Source organism: Nonomuraea sp. NPDC049684 (assembly GCF_044465345.1).
GTDB lineage: Bacteria > Actinomycetota > Actinomycetes > Streptosporangiales > Streptosporangiaceae > Nonomuraea.
This window is the reverse complement of the sequence record NZ_JBITLO010000004.1, coordinates 316,878-337,250: the sequence shown is the minus strand read 5'-3', so window position 1 is coordinate 337,250 and position 20,373 is coordinate 316,878. Positions and strand designations below refer to the sequence as shown.

At 72.5% G+C, this 20,373-nt stretch carries 17 protein-coding genes and 1 tRNA gene; 7 read left to right on the top strand and 11 right to left on the bottom strand.

Going from position 1 to position 20,373, the window contains the following annotated elements:
* Nucleotides 1–8 precede the first annotated feature (8 nt).
* Entirely contained in the window at nt 9–1,277 is a 1,269-nt protein-coding gene (gene lat / locus ACIBST_RS15530; protein ID WP_397172161.1) for an L-lysine 6-transaminase, read from the top strand.
* Between the two features lie 51 nt (nt 1,278–1,328).
* Here lat and ACIBST_RS15525 read toward each other — a convergent pair whose 3' ends face one another.
* Entirely contained in the window at nt 1,329–2,555 is a 1,227-nt protein-coding gene (locus tag ACIBST_RS15525; protein WP_397172159.1) for an NAD(P)/FAD-dependent oxidoreductase, read from the bottom strand.
* A gap of 117 nt (nt 2,556–2,672) precedes the next feature.
* On the opposite strand from ACIBST_RS15525, the gene ACIBST_RS15520 reads away from it, so the two are divergent.
* On the top strand, nt 2,673–3,341 hold the full coding sequence (locus ACIBST_RS15520; protein ID WP_397172157.1) for a helix-turn-helix domain-containing protein: 669 nt from the start codon (nt 2,673–2,675) through the stop codon (nt 3,339–3,341).
* A 12-nt stretch (nt 3,342–3,353) separates the two neighbouring features.
* On the opposite strand, the gene ACIBST_RS15515 is transcribed toward ACIBST_RS15520, so the two are convergent.
* The 8 genes from ACIBST_RS15515 to ACIBST_RS15480 form a co-directional block, all read right to left on the bottom strand.
* Complete coding sequence (locus ACIBST_RS15515; protein ID WP_352325186.1) at nt 3,354–3,587, bottom strand: helix-turn-helix transcriptional regulator; 234 nt, start codon at nt 3,585–3,587, stop codon at nt 3,354–3,356.
* A 155-nt stretch (nt 3,588–3,742) separates the two neighbouring features.
* Nucleotides 3,743–3,818: transfer RNA gene (locus ACIBST_RS15510), tRNA-His, on the bottom strand.
* A gap of 68 nt (nt 3,819–3,886) precedes the next feature.
* Nucleotides 3,887–4,480 carry an oligoribonuclease gene (orn, locus tag ACIBST_RS15505; protein WP_357978410.1) on the bottom strand — a complete coding sequence of 198 codons (594 nt, stop codon included), beginning with the start codon at nt 4,478–4,480 and terminating at the stop codon, nt 3,887–3,889.
* Between the two features lie 68 nt (nt 4,481–4,548).
* A complete protein-coding gene (locus ACIBST_RS15500; protein WP_397172155.1) occupies nt 4,549–5,733 on the bottom strand; it encodes a DUF2510 domain-containing protein in 1,185 nt (394 codons plus the stop codon).
* Between the two features lie 46 nt (nt 5,734–5,779).
* Nucleotides 5,780–7,186, bottom strand: a complete 1,407-nt coding sequence (locus ACIBST_RS15495) for a hypothetical protein (RefSeq protein ID WP_397172153.1) — start codon at nt 7,184–7,186, stop codon at nt 5,780–5,782.
* Nucleotides 7,187–7,207: 21 nt separating this feature from the next.
* Complete coding sequence (locus tag ACIBST_RS15490; RefSeq protein WP_397172151.1) at nt 7,208–8,881, bottom strand: serine/threonine-protein kinase; 1,674 nt, start codon at nt 8,879–8,881, stop codon at nt 7,208–7,210.
* Nucleotides 8,882–8,995: 114 nt separating this feature from the next.
* Complete coding sequence (locus tag ACIBST_RS15485; RefSeq protein WP_397172149.1) at nt 8,996–11,365, bottom strand: protein kinase; 2,370 nt, start codon at nt 11,363–11,365, stop codon at nt 8,996–8,998.
* A gap of 85 nt (nt 11,366–11,450) precedes the next feature.
* Nucleotides 11,451–12,089, bottom strand: coding sequence for a pyridoxamine 5'-phosphate oxidase family protein (locus tag ACIBST_RS15480; RefSeq protein WP_397172147.1), 639 nt, complete (start codon nt 12,087–12,089; stop codon nt 11,451–11,453).
* 71 nt (nt 12,090–12,160) lie between these two features.
* Between ACIBST_RS15480 and ACIBST_RS15475 the strand changes: the two genes are divergently transcribed.
* Both ACIBST_RS15475 and ACIBST_RS15470 read left to right on the top strand, forming a co-directional pair.
* Nucleotides 12,161–13,555, top strand: coding sequence for a PLP-dependent aminotransferase family protein (locus ACIBST_RS15475; RefSeq protein ID WP_397172146.1), 1,395 nt, complete (start codon nt 12,161–12,163; stop codon nt 13,553–13,555).
* Between the two features lie 41 nt (nt 13,556–13,596).
* On the top strand, nt 13,597–14,316 hold the full coding sequence (locus ACIBST_RS15470; RefSeq protein WP_397172144.1) for a hypothetical protein: 720 nt from the start codon (nt 13,597–13,599) through the stop codon (nt 14,314–14,316).
* Here ACIBST_RS15470 and ACIBST_RS15465 read toward each other — a convergent pair.
* The gene (locus ACIBST_RS15465; RefSeq protein ID WP_397172142.1) at nt 14,288–15,418 is read right to left on the bottom strand and encodes a DegT/DnrJ/EryC1/StrS family aminotransferase; all 1,131 of its coding nucleotides are present in this window, start codon (nt 15,416–15,418) and stop codon (nt 14,288–14,290) included. The two genes, ACIBST_RS15470 and ACIBST_RS15465, sit on opposite strands and share 29 nt — an antisense overlap.
* Nucleotides 15,415–16,497 (bottom strand): GNAT family N-acetyltransferase, encoded by a 1,083-nt coding sequence (locus ACIBST_RS15460; RefSeq protein WP_397172140.1) that lies wholly within the window; start codon nt 16,495–16,497, stop codon nt 15,415–15,417. The genes ACIBST_RS15465 and ACIBST_RS15460 overlap by 4 nt, the downstream gene beginning before the upstream one ends.
* Before the next feature lie 157 nt (nt 16,498–16,654).
* Here ACIBST_RS15460 and ACIBST_RS15455 point away from each other — a divergent pair, with 157 nt between their 5' ends.
* From ACIBST_RS15455 to ACIBST_RS15445, 3 genes are all read left to right on the top strand, one after another.
* The gene (locus tag ACIBST_RS15455) at nt 16,655–17,692 is read left to right on the top strand and encodes a phosphotransferase family protein (RefSeq protein ID WP_397172139.1); all 1,038 of its coding nucleotides are present in this window, start codon (nt 16,655–16,657) and stop codon (nt 17,690–17,692) included.
* A 16-nt stretch (nt 17,693–17,708) separates the two neighbouring features.
* The gene (locus ACIBST_RS15450) at nt 17,709–18,461 is read left to right on the top strand and encodes an SDR family oxidoreductase (protein WP_397172137.1); all 753 of its coding nucleotides are present in this window, start codon (nt 17,709–17,711) and stop codon (nt 18,459–18,461) included.
* A 90-nt stretch (nt 18,462–18,551) separates the two neighbouring features.
* The gene (locus ACIBST_RS15445; RefSeq protein ID WP_397172135.1) at nt 18,552–19,943 is read left to right on the top strand and encodes a xylan 1,4-beta-xylosidase; all 1,392 of its coding nucleotides are present in this window, start codon (nt 18,552–18,554) and stop codon (nt 19,941–19,943) included.
* The last annotated feature ends 430 nt before the right edge of the window (nt 19,944–20,373 follow it).

The following is a 20,373-nucleotide window of genomic DNA, read 5'->3' as shown; positions in this document are numbered from 1 at the left end:
GAGAAGGCATGGACGTACACACCCGCCTTGCCCGTCACCTGCTCGTCGATGGCTACCGTCTCGTCCTCGATCTCGAACTCAGCCGTGGCTCCTGGTTGGTGGACGCCCGCAACGGCCGCCGCTACCTGGACTTCTACACCTTCTTCGCGTCCGCCCCGCTCGGTGTGAACCCGCCCTTCGACCCCGACTTCGCCGCCCTGCTCGGCCAGGTCGCCCGGAACAAGCCCGCCAATCCCGACATCTACACCGAGCACCTGGCCGACTTCGTCGACACGTTCGTCCGCGTGCTCGGCGACCCGGAGCTGCCCCACCTGTTCTTCGTCGAGGGCGGCGCCCTGGCCGTGGAGAACGCGCTCAAGACCGCCTTCGACTGGAAGAGCCGGCGCAACGAGGCCGCCGGCCGCCCCCGCGACCTGGGCACCAAGGTCATGCACCTGACCCGCGCCTTCCACGGGCGCAGCGGCTACACGCTGAGCCTGACCAACACCGAGCCGGGCAAGACCGACCGCTTCCCCAAGTTCGACTGGCCGCGCATCGACGTCCCGGCCGTCCACCTCGGCGACGTCGAGGCGGCCGAGGAACGCGCGCTGGCCCAGGCCAGGGCGGCCTTCGAACGTCACCCGCACGACATCGCCTGCTTCATCGCCGAGCCGATCCAGGGCGAGGGCGGCGACAACCACATGCGCGGCGAGTTCCTGCGCGCCATGCAGGCCCTGTGCCACGAGCACGACGCCCTGTTCGTCCTGGACGAGGTCCAGACCGGCGGCGGCACCACCGGCACGCCCTGGGCCTACCAGCAGCTCGGCCTGGCCCCCGACGTGGTGGCCTTCGCCAAGAAGGTGCAGGTCGGCGGGATCATGGCCGGTCGCAGGGTCGACCTGGTGGCCGACAACGTCTTCCGGCTCAGCGGCCGGATCAACTCCACCTGGGGCGGCGGCCTGGTGGACATGGTCCGCAGCCGCGGCATCCTGGAGATCATCGAGCGCGACGGCCTGATCGCCCGGGCCGGCACGCTCGGCGGCGTCCTGCTCGAACGGCTCACCAAGCTGGAGGCCGAGCACCCCGACACGGTCTCGGGCGTGCGCGGCAGGGGCCTGATGTGCGCCTTCGACCTGCCCGACCAGGCCGCCAGGGACGGCTACGTGACCCGGCTCAGGGAGGAGCACGGCGTGCTGGCACTGCCCTGCGGGCCCCGGTCCGTCCGACTGCGCCCGGCGCTGAACATCCCCGAGGCCGACCTCGAACACGGCCTGGGCGCGCTGTCGGCCGCGCTCTGAGCGCCGCTCACCCGGTCGAGGCTCGCTCGTCCAGGCTCATTCGGTCGAGGCTCATTCGGTCGAGGCGATGCTGGTGGCGCTGCGGCGCGGGCCGCCGTAGCGCCAGAAGAAGTTCAGCAGCACGCTGACCCGGTTGCGCCCGCCCAGCAGGTACGCCACGTGCACGAAGATCCAGGCCAGCCAGGCGGGCAGGCCGCGCATGGTCAGCCCGTTGCGCAGCTGGAGCACCGCCTCGGCCTTGCCGACCGTGGCCATGATCCCCGGGTCGCGGTAGGAGAAGGGGCTGAGCGGCCGCCCGTGCGCCGCGGCCAGGATCTGCCTGCCCACGTGCTTGCCCATCTGGATGGCCGGCTGGGCGAGCTGGGGCAGCGGGTCCGGCTGCCCGGCCAGGTCGCCGGCCACGAAGATCTCCGGATGGCCGGGCACGTTGAGCGCGTCGGTGAGCGTGATCCGGCCGCCCTTGCCCTGCGGCAGCCCCCAGTCGGTCACCTCCTTGGGCGCGGTGACGCCGAGGGCCCAGACGGTCACGTCGCTCGGCAGGCGCGTCCCGTCCTCCAGGATGACGGCGTCCGGCTCCACGCCCGCCACCGTGGCTCCCAGGCGCATCCGGACGCCTCTCCTGCGCAGCGCCTCGGCCGCCGCGTCCCGCAGCCGCGGCTTGTACGGCGCCAGCACGTAGTCGAACCGCTCGACCAGCGTGACGCTCGTCTGGTCGGGCCGGATCTCGGGATGCGTCAGCGGCACCGTACGGCGGCGCAGCTCGGCCAGCGTGCCCGCGGTCTCCACGCCCGTCGCGCCGCCGCCCACCACCACGACGTGGGCGCTCTCGCGCCGGCCCGCCGCGGTGTCCTCCAGGCAGTGCTGGAGGTGCCGGCGCAGGTCGGCCGCGTCGCGCAGCGAGTAGATCGGCAGCGCGTTCTCCTCGGCGCCGGTCACGTGGACCCAGTTGGTGGTGACGCCGGTGGCGATCACCAGGTAGTCGTAGTCGAGGGTGGAGCCGTCCGCGAACTCCACCCGCCGGTCGGCCGGGTGCACCTTGCTCAGCGCGGCCCGGTGGGCGCGGACGTTCGGCCACTTGGCGGCGAACGTCCGGATCGGGTAGGAGACGTCGGACGTGCCCATCCCCGCCGTGGCCACCTGGTAGAGCAGGGGCTGGAAGGTCGAGTAGGGGTTCCGGTCCACGAGCGTGACCAGGGCGCCGCCCTTGGCCAGTTCCCGCGTCGCGGCCAGGCCGGCGAAGCCCGCCCCCACGACGACGACGCGCGCTCTCCGCACCATGACCACGTCCCTTCCCGGATTGTGTTCCATGGTCCATATGGCACCCAGAGCATCGGTTAAACCATTTCTGCCATGGACACCACCGGGAAGTGGGGAGATCCGGGGTAGGGCACCGGTATGTCTGAGCAAGTGACCACGATGGAACGCCTGGGCCGCCGGATAGCCGAACGCCGCGAATCGCTGAACCTGAGCCGGCAGGAGCTGGCCGAGAGGTCCGGCGTGGCCGTCGGCTACGTCGCCTATCTGGAGGACCAGTCCGGCATCTCGGTGCGCGAGGCGCTGGCCCGCCTGGCCGAGGCGCTGGAGACCACCGTGGAGGGCCTGCTCGGGGAGGTGGCCGAGCCCGCCGGCGCGGGGCCTGCCTCGGCGCACCCCACGCTGGTGCCGCTGACGGAGGAGGAGTGCCTGCGCCTGCTGCGGCCCGGGGGAGTGGGCCGGATCGCCTTCGAGGGCCGCTACGGCCTGACCGTGCTGCCGGTGAACTTCCGGATCTCGCAGGGCGCGATCGTGTTCCGCACCGCGGCGGGCGGCAGCACCGACGAGGACCTGAGCACGGGCGTGGAGGACGTCGAGTACGAGGTCGCGTTCGAGGTCGACCGCATAGAGGAGCTGACGCGGGGCGGCTGGAGCGTGCTCGTCCACGGCTCGCTGCACCACGTCACGGGCGAGGACGAGCAGGCCGAGGCGGAGAGCACGGGCGTCGAGCCGTGGGCCGGCGGGCGGCGCCAGCACTACCTGAAGATCAGGCCCACCCGCCTGACCGGCCGCCGGATCACGACCGGCTGAACCCCCGCCGGGTCAGGAGCCGTCCTTCCTGAGCGACAGCCACAGTCCGATGGCCGTGACCCGGGAGTCGACGCCGAGCTTGGCGTAGATACGGTTGACGTGGTTCTTCACGGTCTTCTCGCTGAGGAACAGGCACTGGGCGATCTGGCCGTTGGACCGGCCCGCGGCGATCAGATCCATGACCTCGGCCTCGCGTTTGCTCAAGGACGTGATCACGCTGTCGAACGCTGCGTCGTCGACTCTCATCCGGCCTCCGGGGGCGCGCAGACGGTCTGATCGCCGATGGCCCCCGTGCTTCCGGCGTTAGCGGTAGACAGCGAGCATAACTCGCATTGTCCTGATTTGGGGGCGTTGCCGGGAGAAAACGACAACAGCCGGTCCCGAGGGACCGGCTGTGTGCTTGGGGTGAGTGAAGGGACTTGAACCCTCGACATCCAGGACCACAACCTGGCGCTCTGCCAACTGAGCTACACCCACCATGGCCGCCCGCTCCGTGACGGCACAGGAAAAGTGTAGCGGGGTTCGGGAGTCTTTACGCCATCCAATTAGCCGCTGACCCGCTCGGCGAGTTGCCGGGCGGTCGCCGAGTCGGGGCCGGGCTGCGCCACGAAGATCGCCGCGCGGTAGTAGCGCAGCTCCCTGATGCTCTCCTTGATGTCGGCGAGCGCGCGGTGGCCGCCCTGCTTCTCGGGGGCCGCGAAGTAGACCCGCGGGTACCAGCGGCGCACCAGTTCCTTGATCGACGACACGTCGACCATGCGGTAGTGCAGCCAGGCGTCGACCCCGGGCATGTCCCTGGCGATGAACGTGCGGTCGGTGCCGATCGAGTTGCCGCACAGCGGCGCCTTCTTCGGCTCCGGCACGTGCCGCCGGATGTAGTCGAGCACGAGCGACTCCGCCTCGGCCAGCGTGACGCCGCCCGGCAGCTCGGGCAGCAGGCCCGAGGCGGTGTGCATCTCGCGCACCACCTGCGACATCTGCTCCAGCGACTCCGGCGGCGGCTTGATGACCACGTCGACGCCTTCGTCGAGCTGATTGAGCTCGCTGTCGGTGATGACACAGGCCACCTCGACCAGCGCGTCGCGCCCCAGGTCGAGCCCGGTCATCTCGCAGTCGATCCAGACCAGCACGTCACTCATTCGATCTCCTCGCCCAGCGGCTCGGAGCAATCCGCCCGCTTGTTACCCCACCAGCCTAGTGCCCCCGCTTACGCGGGCTTGAGCGAGCCGAGAACCTTCGCCACCACGTCGGTGCCCAGATTGTCGGGAACAGAGATGTACAACAACGTCGGACGCTGCCCCGCCCCGCGGTCCATGAGCACGATCGCGGCGTTCTCCTTCTTCCACTTGTAGCCGTTCTTCTCCGCGACGGCGGTGAAGTCGAGCTGGAACTGCATGACCCACGCGTCGTGGTCGCCGATCTTCGTGGCCTTGTTCTCGATCAGCTTGGTCGTGTGCTGCGGCTCGTAGAACTGGGTGCTGAACTGCATGAACAGCGCCTTGGCCGTGTCCTCCAGCGCCGAGGCGCCGGGGTAGGGGATGAGCGCGGCCAGTGGGCCGGCGTAGGCGTTGCCGATCCAGTCCTTGTCGCCCTCGTAGTTCTCCTGCGAGCTGGCCTGCACGCCGCTCGTCCACATCTGCTGGGACGGGTCGGTGCCGTTGACGTCGCCGTACGCGGGCACCTTCCAGCCGTCGGGCACCTGGTAGGACAGGCCGCTGCGCGGGTCGGTGATGCGGCCGTCCTGCGGCTGCGGCAGCTCGCCGCCCTGCGGGGGCAGCTCGGTCGGCGGCCCGGCGGAGGGCGGCTCGGCCGTCGGGAACGGCTGCGGCTCCTCGGTGGTGGGCGAGGCGACCGGGGTGCTGCTACCGCGGTTGAGGAAGAAGATCCCGGCGACCACGATCAGCGCGACCACGACCAGCGCGGCCAGGCCGCCGAACACCCACGGCAGCGGGTTGCCCTGCTTGGGCGGCGGCGCCAGGCCGGGGCCGGGCAGCGGCCCGCCGGCCCACTGGGTGGGCTGCTGTGCGTGCTGCTGTCCGAAGGCCGGCTGCTGGCGGGTGGGCTGCCCGTAGGCGGGCGGGCCCTGGGCGGGCTGCCCGCCGTAGGGGGGTTGACCCTGCGCGGGCTGCTGGTCGGCGGGCTGCCCGTAGGGCGGCTGGCCGGGGGAGGGCCGGCCGTACTGGAGCGTGGGGTTCGCCGGGGTGGCCGACCAGTCGGGGGACGACGGGGGCTGCGGCCCCGGGCCCGGCTGCGGCCCGGAGGACGGCTGCTGCGGCTGAGGCTGCCGCTCCTGCGCGTGGGTGGCGTCCGTCCATTGGTTGCCGTCCCACCAGCGGAGCTGCGGCTCTCCGTACGGGTCGGGGTACCAGCCCGCGGGGGTCTGCGTGGTCATGCCCGTCAGATTAGTAAGAACCGCTTTGTTGCGCATTCAGGGAAGGTCAGCACTTGTAGGTGAAGCTCGCCTTGTCGGTACGCGCCGGGCCCGGCGAGAGCACCTTCAGCGTGGCCGTGGCCTTGACGTTGCTCTTGCCCGACAACGTCCAGCGCAGCGGCACCGCGTAGGACGTCTTGTCGGCGCTCGTGCGCAGGCTGCCCTTGACGACCTCCTTGTCCAGGTTCTTGCGCCACTCGTAGCGGATCTCGCCCACGCCGCCGTTGGTGACCACCGTCCCGGTCAGGACGATCGCGCCGCCGCAGCCCAGCGTCTTCTTCGGCGCCACCACGTCGATCGACCGCACCGCCAGCTCGGGGGCGTCCGTCAGCCGGAACCAGGCCACGATCGCGCCCGCCATGACGACCGCGAAGAGCGCCGTGGACAGGATCGTGCGCCGCCGCCGCCGTCGCCGCGACACCTTGGCCACCCGGCCCTGGGACCGCTTGTCCGGCCGGTGAACGGTCGCGGCGCCGTCGCGCCCCTCGCGCCAGATGCGTTCGGCCGTCGTCTCGGGCTGCCGCACGGTGCCGGCACCGGCTCCAGGGCCTGCTCCAGGGCCGCCCACCCCCGGGCCGAACTGCAGGCGCGGCGGCGACCCCGACGCCGGCACGTGCAGCAGCGTGACGATGTCGCCCTCGTCCTGGGGCGCCGGCGGCGGCTGCGCGGCGAACGACGGCGGCTGCGCGAACGCCGACCTGCCGCGCGCCGCCCGCGCCAGCGCGTCGCGGCTGATCAGGCCGCCGGGCAGCGCCGCGCGCTCCTGGCTCAGCATGGCGCGGGCCGGTTCGAGGCCGAGCGTGGTGGCCGTGCCCGCGGCCCGTTCGAACAGGCCGGCGGCCCGCGGCGCGGTCTGCGTGAAGGACGCGGCCAGCCCCCGGGCCAGCGACGCCCAGCCCGCCGCGTCCCGCTCGCGCGGCGAGACCTGGCCGCGGATCGCGTCGGACAGGCCCCGCTCCGACAGCAGCGCGGCCCCCTCAGCAGTGATCACCACCGTGCCCGGGTGCACCGAGCCGTGCGTGACCCCGGCGGCGTGCAGCGCGAGCAGCGTCTGCGCGGTCTCCGTCAGCACCGACGCCGCCCCCGCCGGATCGACGGGCGCGCCGGCGAGCAGGTCGGCCAGCGTGGGGCTGACCGCCTGCGCGGTGAGCAGCCACACCTGGTCGCCCGCCGCGACCACGTCGGCCACCGGGATCAGCCCGCCCATGCCGCCCAGCACGAGGTGCTGGTCGGTCATGACCGCGTTCACCACGCGCTCCCGGACGCCGGGCAGGCCGATGACCCGCGGGTCGAACAGCAGCGCCCCGGCCCTGCGGCCGTCCGGCGAGATGGCGTCGATCCAGTTGCCGAGCTCGGTCATCCACGTGTGCTCGGTCAGCCGGAACCCCGCGATGCCGTTCCTGTGGTTGTCCATCCCCCTTGCCCCCCGGCGCGTCTAGCGCTGCTTTCTGTGGCGTCCTGCCATGCGACGTTTCACCGCAAGTGTGACCGGAACCGCGCCGGACGTCATCAGGCCGAGCGCGAGGAGTCCGGCCTGCGCCTTGCCCACCGTGTCCAGGGTGGGCGTCTCGGTGACGCCGTCACCGCCGCCGTCGTCGGTCGAGGTCCTTGTCGGCGTCTGCGACGTCTCCGAGGGGGCCGGGCTGGTCGGCGGCTGGCTGGTCGGGGGCGTCCTGGTCGGAGGAGGCGTCCTGGTGGGCGGGGCGGAGGTCTGGGTGGGCGTGGGAGCGGCCGAGGTGGGCTTGCTGCCGTCGCTGGTCGTGCTGTTCTTGCCGGTGATGTCCGGCTCGGGGGAGTCGGTCGGGGTCGGCTTCGGCGTCCTGACCGGCCGCCTGGTCGGCTTCCGCGTCGGGGTCGGCTTGGGCGTCGTGGACGGCGAGGCCGCCGCCGTCGCCGTCGGCAGGACGGGCGGCGGGGTCGAGACGGCCGGGTCCACGGAGGTCGGCGTCGGGTCCGGCTCCGGGGTGGTCTCCTCGGGCGTCGCGGTCGGCTCCTCCTCCGTGGGCTCCTCGTCGATCACCGGGTCGGTCGCGCTGGGCGTGACCTCGCTCGTCTGGGCGCGCAGCACCGGCTCGTCGGAGGAGGAGTTGACCAGGATCACGCCCACGGCCACCACCACGCCCACGGCGACCGCGCCGATCGCGACCTTGGCCGACAGCTTGCTCAGCAGGCGTCCGGGGTCGCGGAAGCGGGTCTCGGTGAGCGCGGTCTGCGTCTCGGCGGCATCGTGCAGAGGGCTCGGGAACAGCAGGATCAGCAGGCCCGCGAGCGCGGCCAAGCGGCGGCGTCCGCGCTCCTCCCAGTCGGCGCCGTACGCCTCGGCCGCGATGGCCTCCAGCTCGGTCAGGAACGCCTCGGCGGACGGCGGACGTTCCCCCGGCTGCTTGGCCAGGCCGCGTTCGACCAGGCTCTGGAGCGCCGAGGGCACTTCCTCGACGGGCGGCGGCGCGCTCTGGTGCTGGCGGGCGAGCGCGGCGATGTTGGGCGCACGGAAGGGCCGGGTGCCGGTCAGGCACTCGAAGAACACGACGGTGGCGGCGTAGACGTCGGTCGCCGGCCCGGCGGCCCCGCCCGCCCACTGCTCGGGCGCCATGTACGGCGGCGTGCCCGCGGCACTGGCCCCCTCGCCGGCCCGGACCGCGATGCCGAAGTCCACCAGCTTGCTGACCCCGTCGCCCTGGACCATCACGTTCTCGGGCTTGAAGTCGCGGTGGACGACGCCGATCGCGTGCGCGGCGGCCAGCCCCTGGAGCGAGCCCTTGAGCACGACCAGCGCCGCCTCGGCCCCGGTCGGCCCCTCGGAGCGCAGGATCTCGCGCAGCGAGACGCCGTTGACCAGCTCCATGACGATCGCCGCGCCCTGCCCCGACTCCACGTAGTCGATCAGGCGCGCATGGTGCGAGCTCTGCAGGGTGCCGAGCAGCCGGGCCTCGTGCCGGAACCTGGCCACGAAGCCCATGTCGGACCTGAGCTCGTCATTCAGATATTTGATGGCGACTTCCACGCCGTCGTGGTCGCGCGTGGCAAGGACCACCCGGCCGGCGGCACCGCTGCCCAGTTCCCGGACTTCGGTGTAGCCGGGGACCCCCCACTGCCCTTCGCCGTACATAAACGGTCTCCTCTGGAGTCATTCGGGCCCCCACCCGCATCAAACGCTGCGTAGCTTAACCAGAGGGAAGGGCTTTCCCGCCACCGATATGCCGATATGGCCGAATTTGCGAGATTAGTCCACTGTGTCGGACTTATCGGGTTGTGGGGTTTCTTGCGGTTTGGGCGTTTCCTGTGGTTTTGGGGTTTCTTCGGGCTTGGGTGTCTCTCTGGGGCATTCGGGGGTTTTTCCGCTCGCCCGGTCCGGGCCGCCGGCCGCCTCCGGCGTCGTGCTCGCCGTGACGGTCCAGGTGGTGCCGCACGGGACGGTCCGCAGCGCCCGGCTCACCGTCCTGGTGTACGTGGTGTCGCCGGACAGCGTGACCCGCTCCGAGCCGGCCGGCTCGCCGCCGATCAGGAACCCCACGTCCAGCGTCACCGGCCGGTCGTCGGCGGTGACCACCGAGACGGTCGCCACCAGGCCGCCCTCGCCCAGCCCGGCCCTGACGATCGAGACCTGCCGCACGGCGGGCGGGCAGGCGACCTCGGCGCGGGCGGTCCTGACGCGGTCGCCGGCGCGGACCCGTACCGACAGGGTGGAGCCGCAGGGGCGCGCCCGGAAGGCGTGGGTGAAGACGCGGGAGTAGGAGGTCCGGCCGGACAGGGTCGCCGTACGCGTGCCGACGGTCTCGCCGTCCACCGCGAACGCGGCCTCGACCGGGATCGCGCCGGTGCCGTCGGCGGTCACCCCGACCTGGGCGCGCGCGGTCAGCCCCGGCGCGGCGGGCATCGCCAGCGAGACGCGCAGCCCGCCCACCCGCGTCGGGCAGGCCGGCACCGACACCGAGGACGACCGGGCGCCGCCCGGCGCGGCGGGTGCGGTGACGACGGTCAGCGTGACGGTCCTGCCGCACGGCCGTTCGCCGATGTCCCAGGTGAAGGCGCGGGTGTAGGACGTCGCGCCGCTCAGCCGCAGACGCTGGACGCGGCCCTCGCCGCCCGGCGCGGTCCACGTGCCGGTGGCGGTGACGGGGGCGCCCCCGGCGGTCCGGACGGTGACGGAGGCGCGCGCGAGGCCGTCGCCGTCGACCGTGACGTCACCCACGCTCACCCCGAGGACGGCCGCGACGGGCGTCGGCGTCGGGGTGGGGGTCGGGGTGGGGGGCGGGGTGGGGGTCGGGGTGGGGCGCGGCGTCGGGGTCCGGGAGGGCGTCACCGGGGGCTTCGGCGTGGCGGTCCTGGTGGGCTTCCTCGTGGGCGCGGCCGTCGGCGTGCGCGGCGCGCGGGTGGCGACCGGCGGCCTGGAGGTCGTCGGCGGCGGCAGCAGCTCGGGCGAGGACGCCGGCGTCGGCGGCCCCTCGGCAGAGGTCCGCGGCGTCGCCTCGGGCGTGGTCGGCGGCGCGAGCACGGCCTCGGCCGTGCTCGGCGGCGCGGTCACCGCCTCGGTCGTGGCCGGCGGCACCGCGACGGCCGCGCCGACCGGCTGCTCGGGCGGCTGCCGCCGGGCGGCGAGCGCGACCACCACCGCCACCGTCACCACGGCCACCAGGGCGGTGCCCATGCCCACCCGCACGGCGTTGGACCGCAGGCCGTGGAAGACCGTCCTGGCCAGGGACGTGGTGACCTCGGGGGCGGGCTGCGGCGGGGCCGGCAGGAGCAGGGCGAGCAGGGCCACCAGCGCGGCCAGACGCCGCCTGCCCCGCTCCTCCCAGTCCTCGCCGTACGCGGCCCGCGCCGTGGCCTCCAGCTCCTCGACGAAGGCCAAGGCGCTCGGCGGCCGGTCCCGCGGCTCCTTGGCCAGCCCGCGCCGGACGAGCGCCTGGACCGGCTCGGGCGCGTCGTGGAAGGGCACCGGCGCGTGCACGTGCTGGTAGCCGAGCACGCTGGGCTCGGTGGACCGGTACGGCCGGTGCCCGGTCAGGCACTCGAAGAAGACCGCGGTGGCCGCGTACACGTCGGTCGCCGGCGAGGCGGGCCGGCCGGCCCACAACTCCGGCGCCATGTACGGCGGCGTCCCCTCCGGATGCGTGGCCGTGCCCTGCGGCACCGCGACACCGAAGTCCACCAGCTTGCTCATCCCGTCGTCGCGGACGAGCACGTTCTCGGGCTTGTAGTCCTTATGCACGACCCCGGACGCGTGGGCCCTGGCCAGGCCCAGCAGCGAGCCCTTCAGCACGACCAGCGCCGCCTCGGGCTCGGTCGTGCCGTTCTCACGCAGCAGGGCGCGCAGCGAGACGCCGTTGACCAGCTCCATCACGATGCAGGCGCCGTTCGGCTCCTGTATGTACTCCCACATCGTGGCGATGTTCGGGTCGCGCAGCGAGGTCAGCACCCGCGCCTCGGCCTGGAAGCGGGACAGGGCGGCGGGGTCGCGCAGCAGCGCCTCGGAGAGGTACTTGATCGCGACCTTCACGCCCGTCTCGTCGTGCACGCCCAGCACGACGCGTCCGCTCGCGCCCGCGCCGAGCTGTCTGATCTCCGTGTAACCGGGAGCACTCCACTCCATCGCCCTCTCCCATCAGGAGCCGGCCCACCTGATGAGACGCGTGATCAAGGAGTCGGGTTTGCCAGGTGGTTCCGGAATTATGGAACTACTCCCGACGGAGGATGTGAACCGGTATATCGATACCTTCTGGAAGTGCCGGATCCGGTTGCGGTTCGCCCCAGGTCGTGACCAGCGGATGCACCCCGGCCCAGACCGGCAGCGCGTAGTCCTCCTCCTCGTCCTCCGGCGCCCCGCTGCGGATCTTGACCGACGCCTCGGCCAGCGACAGGGCCAGCACGGCGGTGGCGGCCAGCTCCTTGCGCGTGGGCGGCCGGACGTAGTCCCACTGGCCGGGGGCGAGCTGCTCGGTCAGCGCCCGCAGGGCCGCCAGCCGCTCGTCGGGGTCGCTCACCAGCCGGGCGCGGCCGTAGACGATCGCCGAACGGTAGTTGATGGAGTGGTTGAAGACCGAGCGGGCCAGCACGATGCCGTCCAGGTGGGTGACGGTGACGCACACCTCGGCGCCGTCGCCGGCCCGCAGCGAGCGCGCGCCGGTGGAGCCGTGCAGGTAGAGGGTGTCGCCGATCCGCCCGTAGCCGGTGGGCACGACCATGGGATGGCCGTCGGACACCACGCCGAGATGGCAGACGAGCCCGCTGTCGAGCACGTCGTAGAGATCGTTCCGGTCGGTGCTGCCGCGGTGCTTCTCTCGGCCGAGAGCCGTGCGCGGGGTGGAGGAGAGCATGATTCGACGCTATTCGCGAAGTGGACCTATCCTGTAGGGCCACTAACCGACCCTTCCTAGAGACCACTTTCGTGCGCACCCACATTGACCTGCCGGTATCCCTGTCCCGCGACTCGGCCGTCCCGCTGACCACCCAGCTCGCCGGCTGGCTGCGGCACGCCATGATGGGCGGCGCGCTCGCGCCGGGCGAGCGGCTGCCGTCCACGCGGGCGCTGGCCGACCAGCTCAAGGTGAGCCGGACGGTCGTCACCGAGGCGTACCAGCAGCTCTACGCCGAGGGCTGGCTGGAGGGGCGCCACGGGTCCGGCACGTTCGTGGCGGCCATGGAGTCGCACGTCCCGCCGCGGGAGAGCCCGTACGAACCGGCGCCGCCCGCCCGGCGTCCCGAGGGCGAGTGGATCGACCTGCGTCCCGGAGACCCCTGGGTGCGCGACTACGACCGGGCCGCCTGGAAGCGGGCCTGGCGCCGGGCCGGCGAGCTGCCGCCCGGCGACTCGCCCGACCTGCACGGCCTGCCGCGCCTGCGCGAGCTGCTCGCCGATCACCTGCGCAGGGCCAGAGGCATGGCCGTCGGCCCCGAGAACGTCCTGGTCACCAGGGGCACCGGCAACGGGCTCGACCTGTGCGCGCTGGCCCTGCTGGCCGGCGGCGGCCGGGCGGGCGTCGAGGACCCGGGCTACCACGTGGCCCGCACGGTGTTCGCCGCCAGGGGCGCCGAGGTCGTGCCCTGCCCGGTGGACGAGGACGGCGTGATCGTCGACGACCTGCCGCGCGACCTGCGCGTCCTCTACACCACCCCCGCCCACCAGTACCCGCTGGGCGGCCGGCTGCCGATCCCGCGCCGGGAACGCCTGCTGTCCTGGGCCAGGAGCACCGGCGCCACGATCGTCGAGGACGACTACGACGCCGAGTTCCGCTACGACGTCGCCCCCCTGCCCGCCCTCTACGGCCTCGACCCCACCCGCGTCGTGCTGCTCGGCTCGCTGTCCAAGACCCTGGCCCCCGACGTCGGCGTCGGCTGGCTGGTCGGCACGCCCGACCTGGTGAGCCGGATCGCCGCCATCCGCGGCGCGGTCTCCGACCGCACCAGCGGACCGGTCCAGCAGGCCGTCGCCACCCTCCTGGAACGCGGCGACCTCGACCGCCACCTGCGCAGGATGCGCCTGGAGTACGCCCGCCGCCGCGCCGCCGTCGTGGAGATCCTCGGCCCGGTCTGCCGCCTGCGCGGCGACACCGCCGGCCTGCACGTGCTGGCCGAGCTGCCGGCGGGCGACGTCCAGGAGGTGGTGGAGCGGGCCAGGGAGCGCGGCGTGCTGCTCGACCCCGCCGACCGCCACCACCACGACCGCGCCCGCCTGCACGGCCTGGTCCTCGGCTACGGCTCGGCCTCGCTCAGGGACGTCCGGCGCGGCTGCGCGGTGCTGGCCGCCCTGATCCGGGATGCTCAGACCGGATTGAGTATCTGAGCGCTTCCGGCGGCCGGGCCGCCGCCTGCAGGGTGGCGGGCATGAAACCCTGGCTCCTGCCGGCCTCGCTGATCGTCACGGCGGTCACCGCGTGGCTCGTCCTGTACGCGGACGTGCCCCTGTCCATCCTCCTGTCGCTGGGCCTGGGCGCGATCTGCCTGGTCTGGCTGGTCGTCCTGCTGACCTTGCCGTGGAACCTGTCCTTCGCCGCCCGGCAGGTGGTGCGCGACATCGCGGTCTCCCGCGAGACCGGCATCGACGTCCCGGCCCGCGGCGAGGAGGAGGCCAGGACGATCGCCCGCCGCATGCTCGTCCTCGCGGTCGCCGGGCACGTGGTCTCGGCCGTCGTGGTCGCGGTGGTCACGTTCTTCTCCGGGCGGCAGATCGGCTACTACTTCGCCGGGTTCTACCTGCTGGCCACCGCGTTCCGGCCGGCCGGGGCCTACGTCGGGCACCTGCGCGAGCGGGTCAGGACGCTGGGACGCGAGGTCCGCTACCCGCGCCCCGACGTGATCGCGCTGCGCGACCAGGTCGAGGCGCTGTCCGCCGCCGCCGAACGGCTCACCCGGCAGGCCGAGGAGTTCGGCGGCGAGCTCGCGGCCGCCAAAGCCGGCCTGGAACGGGCCGACCACGACCTGGAGCGCCGGATCACGCTGATGGCCCGCCGCTTCGAGGAGACCGTGGACGGCCTCAACGACAACCAGGAGATCATCACCGGGCTGCGCGCGTTCCTCAGACTGCTTCGCGCGGACCCCGCATAGGCGGCTCCAGACCGCGCAGGACGGGCAGCGAGCGGGCCGCGTACAGCGGGTCCACGGGCAGCACGTGCCGGGCCCACCAGCGCGCGGGGCCCGGGTCCGGCGAGGCGTCGGTGAAGCCGAGCGCGTACTCGTCGTACGGCGGGTCGTACAGGTAGCCGGTGGCCACCCCGCGGCGCTCCAGCTCGGCGACGGCCGCGTCCCTGTCGCGCACCAGCAGCGGGACGCGGAACAGCGGCTGGTCCAGGTTGTCCAGCACGGCGGGCGCCACCGTGGGCAGCTCGGCCAGCCGGGCGATCCCGGCCAGCCGCCGCGCCCGCTCGCCGGGCACCTTGGCCAGGCGCCTGGACTGGTACCAGCGGACCACCCGCCCCCGCCGGGCGCGGTAGGCCGCCAGGTCGGCGCGTACCCACGGGTCGAACGGCGGCAGCGCGGGCACCTGCTTGAGCGCCAGCTCCAGCGCGTCGGGCTCCAGGGCGATGCGGTAACCCTCCCGCTCCTCCTGCATGCCGAGGGCGCGCATCAGCGCGAGCGCCGGACGGACGAGGTCGAGCCTGAGCGCCGCCTGCCGGGCCATGGAGGTGGCCACGCTGAACAGGTCGGCGCGCAGCGCCCCGGGGACGAGCAGCTCGTCGCGGGCGCGTTCGAGCGCTTCGAGGTCGGCGCGGTCGGTCACCGCCAGCACGCCGCCCGAGCCCGCGCCCGGATGCTTGGACAGGCTGAAGACCCCCGCCTGGCCGAACGTGCCCAGCGGGCGCCCGCCGGGAGCGGTCTCCAGGGCGTGCGCCACGTCCTCGATGAGGATCTTCCCCGCGAAGGCGGACACCTGGTCGGGCAGGCCGTACAGGTTCGTCGTCAGGACGGCGTCCACCGTGGACAGGTCCACGCGGGAGACGTCGATGTTGCCGTCACGCGGGGACAGCGGCGCGATCACCGGGCGCAGACCGGCCGCCAGCACGAGGAAGAGGATCTCGTCGGCCGAGACCGGAGACATGAGCAGCCGCTGACCCGGCAGGCACCAGTGGCGCAGCGCGAGGTAGAGGCCGAGGCGGTTGGATGGGAGCCACAGGCAGTGCCGCCCGGTGCGCTCCGCGATGAGTCTCACCCTTGTAGGACGGTACGCAATCGCCCAAAAGTTTTCAACGCTTTGTCGGCGGTCTTGAGCAGCAGCGGATTGGCCATCACCGTGGCGCGCGTCTTGCGCACCGGCACCCGCATCATCCAGTGGACCCCGGCCGCCACGCCGGCCCTGGCCACGCGGCCCTCGGCGACCTCCAGCTCGCCGTTCTTGAGCTTCTCCTTGTACTCCTTCTCGCCCCGGCCCATGTCGATCACCTGGACGCCCGACGCGGCGGCCGCCTCGGCCATCGCCAGGTGGTGGATCAGCCCGGGGGAGTACTTGGCGTAGGCGGTGTCGTAGGCCGGGAACCAGCCGGCCAGCGTCGTGCGGGTGCGCACCCCGAAGTGCCCGGCCACCGGCACGTCGTCGACGTAGACCATGTCGAGGACGCCGGCGAAGCTGTCGGACCGGGTGGCCAGCAGCCGCTCGACCAGCTCGACGATCCACCGCTGCGAGAACCGGTCGGTGCGCCCGGTACGCCGGTACTGGTCGGTCTTCCAGCCGAGCAGCGTGTGCAGCGGCCCGGTCTCGGTGATCGCGTAGTCGTGGCGCAGCGGCCCCGACTCGCGCTGCAGCTTGCGCGACTTGGCCAGGGTGGACTTGTACGTCTTGCCGGACCGGGCGCGCAACGTCTCGGTGTAGGGGCCCCAGCCGTCGCGCAGGTCGATGATCGGCGAGGGGTGGGTGGTGTGCCGCCCGTCGAGCAGCGGCTGACCGGAGACCAGGTGGTCGAACTCGTAGACCGACAGCCCGCAGCCCTTGATCAGCCGGTGCGGGTCGAGGTCGAGCCCCTTGGCGTGGATCAGGCCCTGGGCGTCGGTCAGCCCCGCGGCGACCGGCTTGCCGATGCCCAGCGGATGGCGTTCGAAGGGGAAGAAGCCGACGATGTCCGGCCCGTCGTACAGGACGGCCACCCGGACCAGGTCGCGGAGTTCGCCCACCGTGACCGTGAACTCCGGGGACAGGAAGGGGTTGTCGAAGGCGGCGTCGGACTCCTGCAGCGCGCGCCATCGGCTGAGTTCGGGCTGTCCCAGATCGCGAGGGTGGGCAACGGTGACGCGCATGGGCTCCTACTGTCGACTCACCACAACCTGACCAGCATGCGGTCAGAGGTGTATGGCCAGGTTAAAGGATGGCCGTCCATGCCTGGGATGTGCCGGGCCTACTGTTATGCAACTCTCAGCTGGCTTTCAGGACCGAGTGGCGTTCTAATGTGTGTCCATGACCGTACCAGGGATCGACTGGCCGCGGCTGGTCTCGTGGCTGGGCAGGAACGTGCCGGACGCCGGGGAGCCGCTGTCCGTCTCGCTGATCTCCGGAGGCAGGTCGAACCTGACCTACCTGGTGGAGGCGCGCGAGCGCCGGCTGGTGCTGCGCAGGCCGCCGCTGGGTCACGTGCTGCCCACCGCCCACGACATGCGTCGGGAGTGGCGGGTCATCTCAGCGCTGGCGCCGACGCCCGTCCCGGTGCCCGAGCCCGTCGCCTTCTGCGCCGACGAGGAGGTGGTCGGGGCGCCGTTCTATGTCATGGGGTACGTGCCCGGCGCCGCCGTCCAGACCAAGGACGAGCTGGGGCAGCCGACGCCGGACCAGACGCGGCGGTTGTCGGAGCGGCTGGCCGAGGTGCTGGCCGCCATCCACGCCGTCGACTACCGCGAGGTTGGGCTCGGCGACTTCGGCCGTCCCGAGGGGTACCTGGCCCGGCAGCTCGACCGGTGGTGCCAGCAGTGGGAACGGTCGAAGACCGCCGACCTGCCCGACTACGACAGCCTCGTCCGGCGGCTGCGCGAACGGCTGCCCGCCGCGTCCGACAGCACCCTGGTGCACGGCGACTACCGGCTGGACAACACGCTGGTGCGCCTGGCGCCGCCGCCGGCCGAGATCGAGATCATGGCCGTGGTCGACTGGGAGATGTCCACGCTCGGCGACCCGCTGGCCGACCTGGGGCTGACGCTGACGTACTGGCACGACCGCGGGGACGACGAACGCGCCCGCATCCCCGTGTCGGGGGACGTGACGGTGGCGCCGGGGTTCATGAACGCCGCCGAGTTCGCCGCCCACTACGGCAAGGTCTCCGGCCGCGACATCTCCGACCTCGGGTTCTACGTGGCCTTCGGCAACTTCAAGCTGGCGGTGATCGTGGAGGGTATCCACGCCCGGTTCAAGCAGGGTAAGACCGTGGGGGAGGGGTTCGACCGCATCGGCGCGGCCGTGCCGACGCTGATCTCCCGCGCCCATCGCATGCTCGACCAGCCCTGACCCCGCAAGGAGCCCCATGAGCACAGTTGCACTCATCACCGGAGCGGCCAGCGGCATCGGCGCCGCGGTGGCCCGGCGGCTGTCGTCGGGCGGCGCGAAGTGCGTCCTCGTCGACCGCGACGGCGAGGGCGTCGAGCGGGTGGCCAAGGAGGTCGAGGGCGCGTGGCTGGCCGCCGACGTCAGCACCGAGGAAGCCTCCCTGGAGGCCGTCGCGCTCGCCGAACGGCGGTACGGCCGCCTCGACCTCGTGCACCTCAACGCCGGCATCTCAGGGGGCGTGGACCTGGCGAACTTCGACCTGGAGCGCTACCGCGCGACCGTCGGCGTGAACGTGGACGGCGTCGTCTTCGGCGTGCGCGCCTGCGTGCCGCTGCTGGTCAGGTCGGGCGGCGGCGCGATCGTGGCCACGTCCTCGCTGGCCGGGCTGGTGGCCTTCGCCGGCGACCCGATCTACACCATGACCAAGCACGCCGTCGTCGGCCTGGTCCGGGCGCTGGCCGAGCCGCTGGCCCAGCAGAACATCCGGATCAACGCCGTCTGCCCCGGATTCACCGACACTCCGCTGGTGGCCGCCGCGCGGGAGATGTTCGTCGACGCCGGATTCCCGCTGCTCACGGCCGAGGACGTCGCCGCCGCCGTCGAGTCCGCCTTCTACGCCGAGACGCCGGGCACCCTGCTCATCGTGCAGCCGGGCAGGCAGCCGGTGCCGTACCGTTACTCGGGGGTTCCCGGGCCCGCGGGCGGTCAGCGTCCACCCGCTTCCGATTGATAGCAAGTCTGCTGCAAGCGGAACGATTACCGTCATAAGGGCCGGGCACTGCCTGGCCCTTGTACGTTGCGTGATGGTAAGGAGCGTTCCGTGATTCCCACCGAGGGCAGACACGCGCGCAAACGGTCGCCATGGCCGATCGCCCTGGGGGCCGGCGTCCTCGCGGTCGTGCTCGTCGTCGGCATCATGGTCTACGCGGGCATGCGGTCGAGCTCGCGCGAGGGCTTCAGGGGCGGCGAGGTGGCCGAGGTCGGGCCCACCCAGGCGCCGCCGCGGCTCGAACAGCCGCCCGTGCTCCACGACTGGCCCCGGTGGGGCATCACGCACACGCAGTACAGCACCGAGACCGAGCCGCGCCAGGTCGTCGAACAGGCCAGGGGCATGCTCGGGCGGGTGCCGATGCTGCAGAACCAGCACATCATGGGCTGGGGCGTGGGCAACCCCGAGCCGAGCCCCGGCCAGTTCAGCTTCCGCGACCTCGACCGGCGGCTGACGTTCATGGCGTCGTCGCGGGCGGTGCCGGTGATCACTCTGTGCTGCGCGCCCGACTGGATGAAGGGCGGGCAGCCCGGACGTACCGACTGGAGCAAGAACCACACCGTCGCCCCCAAGCCGGAGCACTTCGACGACTACGCCAAGCTGGCCGCGCGGGTGGCCCGGCAGTACCCGACCGTCAAGTACTACATGGTGTGGAACGAGTTCAAGGGCTTCTGGGACCCCTCCACCAACCGCTGGGACGCCGAGGGGTACACCCAGCTCTACAACAAGGTCTACGCGGCGCTGAAGAAGGTCGACCCGCAGATCAAGGTGGGCGGGCCGTACATGCCGATCGAGAGCGGCTCGGGCGGCGGGCCGTCCGAGCTGAAGGGTCCGTGGGGGACCGTCGACCAGCGGGCGCTCGACGCCATCGAGTACTGGATCGAGCACAAGAAGGGCGCCGACTTCATCGTCGTGGACGGCGCCTCGATGACGACCGACAAGGGGAACGTTCCCGACGACTTCGGCGCGCTCGGCAAGTTCGGCGCGATCACCAAGTGGCTGCGGGAGAAGAGCGGCGACCTGCCCGTCTGGTGGGCCGAATGGTACGTCGAGCCGGAGAACTCCGGCTGGAGCGAGGAGCGGCGCACGGCCGTGCAGGCGGCGGCGATGATGGAGTTCGCCAGGAGCGGCGTCACCACCGCCCTGTACTGGAACCCGCAGGTGAAGGGGACGGGCCAGTGCGACGGCTGCCTCTGGGCGCCCGGGCGGGGGGACGAGATGCCGATGGCGGGGCTGCTGAGCGGGTTCACCCGGTGGTTCCCCGCGGGGGCGCGGCTCGACAGCGCGGTGACGTCGTCCGACCCGAAGGTGCGGGTGCTGGCGCAGGAGCAGCAGGTCGTCATGGTGAACACGTCCGACCGGGAGGTGACGGCCACGGTGGACGGCAGGACGGTGACGCTGGGGGCGTACGAGATCAAGTGGGCGGGAAGAGGCGGCGCCTGACGCCCCCGGCGCCTTCGGCGCTGGTGGATTCCGCCCTGGCGTCTTCGGGACTCCGGGAAGGGCGCCTCCGGGGCTTCTGGAAAGCGGCTCAGGACCCCCGGGGCAGGCGCTTCGGCACCCTTGGGCGCGCCGTTGCTCAAATACCGGCGAAGTACTGCTACAGCCCTCCCCTCGGCTCCTGAGCCTGGCCACCAGCCTGCAACACCGTCGCCGCAGCACCCCGTCAACACCGCCATCGCAACACTGTCACCGCAGCACTGTCATCTCTCCGGCCGAACCCCCGCGAGCCTCCTCCGGCACCGCCCCCACCCACTTCCCCCGTCCTGCCCCCACCCCGAGGCGACCCTCGACGCCCAGCCCCCTCCCACCTGCCCCCACCTTCACAACCCTGACCGTCCCGGGCCGGCCGCCTGGCACGGTCCACCGCTTC

Bases quoted from the DNA above. Each gene is read 5' to 3' on its own strand.
- ACIBST_RS15495 (WP_397172153.1), bottom strand. From the start codon at position 7,186: ATGGACAACCACAGGAACGGCATCGCGGGGTTCCGGCTGACCGAGCAC.
- ACIBST_RS15460 (WP_397172140.1), bottom strand. From the start codon at position 16,497: ATGCGCGTCACCGTTGCCCACCCTCGCGATCTGGGACAGCCCGAACTC.
- orn (WP_357978410.1), bottom strand. From the start codon at position 4,480: ATGAGTGACGTGCTGGTCTGGATCGACTGCGAGATGACCGGGCTCGAC.
- ACIBST_RS15470 (WP_397172144.1), top strand. From the start codon at position 13,597: ATGAAACCCTGGCTCCTGCCGGCCTCGCTGATCGTCACGGCGGTCACC.
- ACIBST_RS15525 (WP_397172159.1), bottom strand. From the start codon at position 2,555: ATGGTGCGGAGAGCGCGCGTCGTCGTCGTGGGGGCGGGCTTCGCCGGC.
- ACIBST_RS15480 (WP_397172147.1), bottom strand. From the start codon at position 12,089: ATGCTCTCCTCCACCCCGCGCACGGCTCTCGGCCGAGAGAAGCACCGC.
- ACIBST_RS15490 (WP_397172151.1), bottom strand. From the start codon at position 8,881: ATGTACGGCGAAGGGCAGTGGGGGGTCCCCGGCTACACCGAAGTCCGG.
- ACIBST_RS15515 (WP_352325186.1), bottom strand. From the start codon at position 3,587: ATGAGAGTCGACGACGCAGCGTTCGACAGCGTGATCACGTCCTTGAGC.
- ACIBST_RS15455 (WP_397172139.1), top strand. From the start codon at position 16,655: ATGACCGTACCAGGGATCGACTGGCCGCGGCTGGTCTCGTGGCTGGGC.
- ACIBST_RS15450 (WP_397172137.1), top strand. From the start codon at position 17,709: ATGAGCACAGTTGCACTCATCACCGGAGCGGCCAGCGGCATCGGCGCC.
- ACIBST_RS15485 (WP_397172149.1), bottom strand. From the start codon at position 11,365: ATGGAGTGGAGTGCTCCCGGTTACACGGAGATCAGACAGCTCGGCGCG.
- lat (WP_397172161.1), top strand. From the start codon at position 9: ATGGACGTACACACCCGCCTTGCCCGTCACCTGCTCGTCGATGGCTAC.
- ACIBST_RS15520 (WP_397172157.1), top strand. From the start codon at position 2,673: ATGTCTGAGCAAGTGACCACGATGGAACGCCTGGGCCGCCGGATAGCC.
- ACIBST_RS15500 (WP_397172155.1), bottom strand. From the start codon at position 5,733: ATGACCACGCAGACCCCCGCGGGCTGGTACCCCGACCCGTACGGAGAG.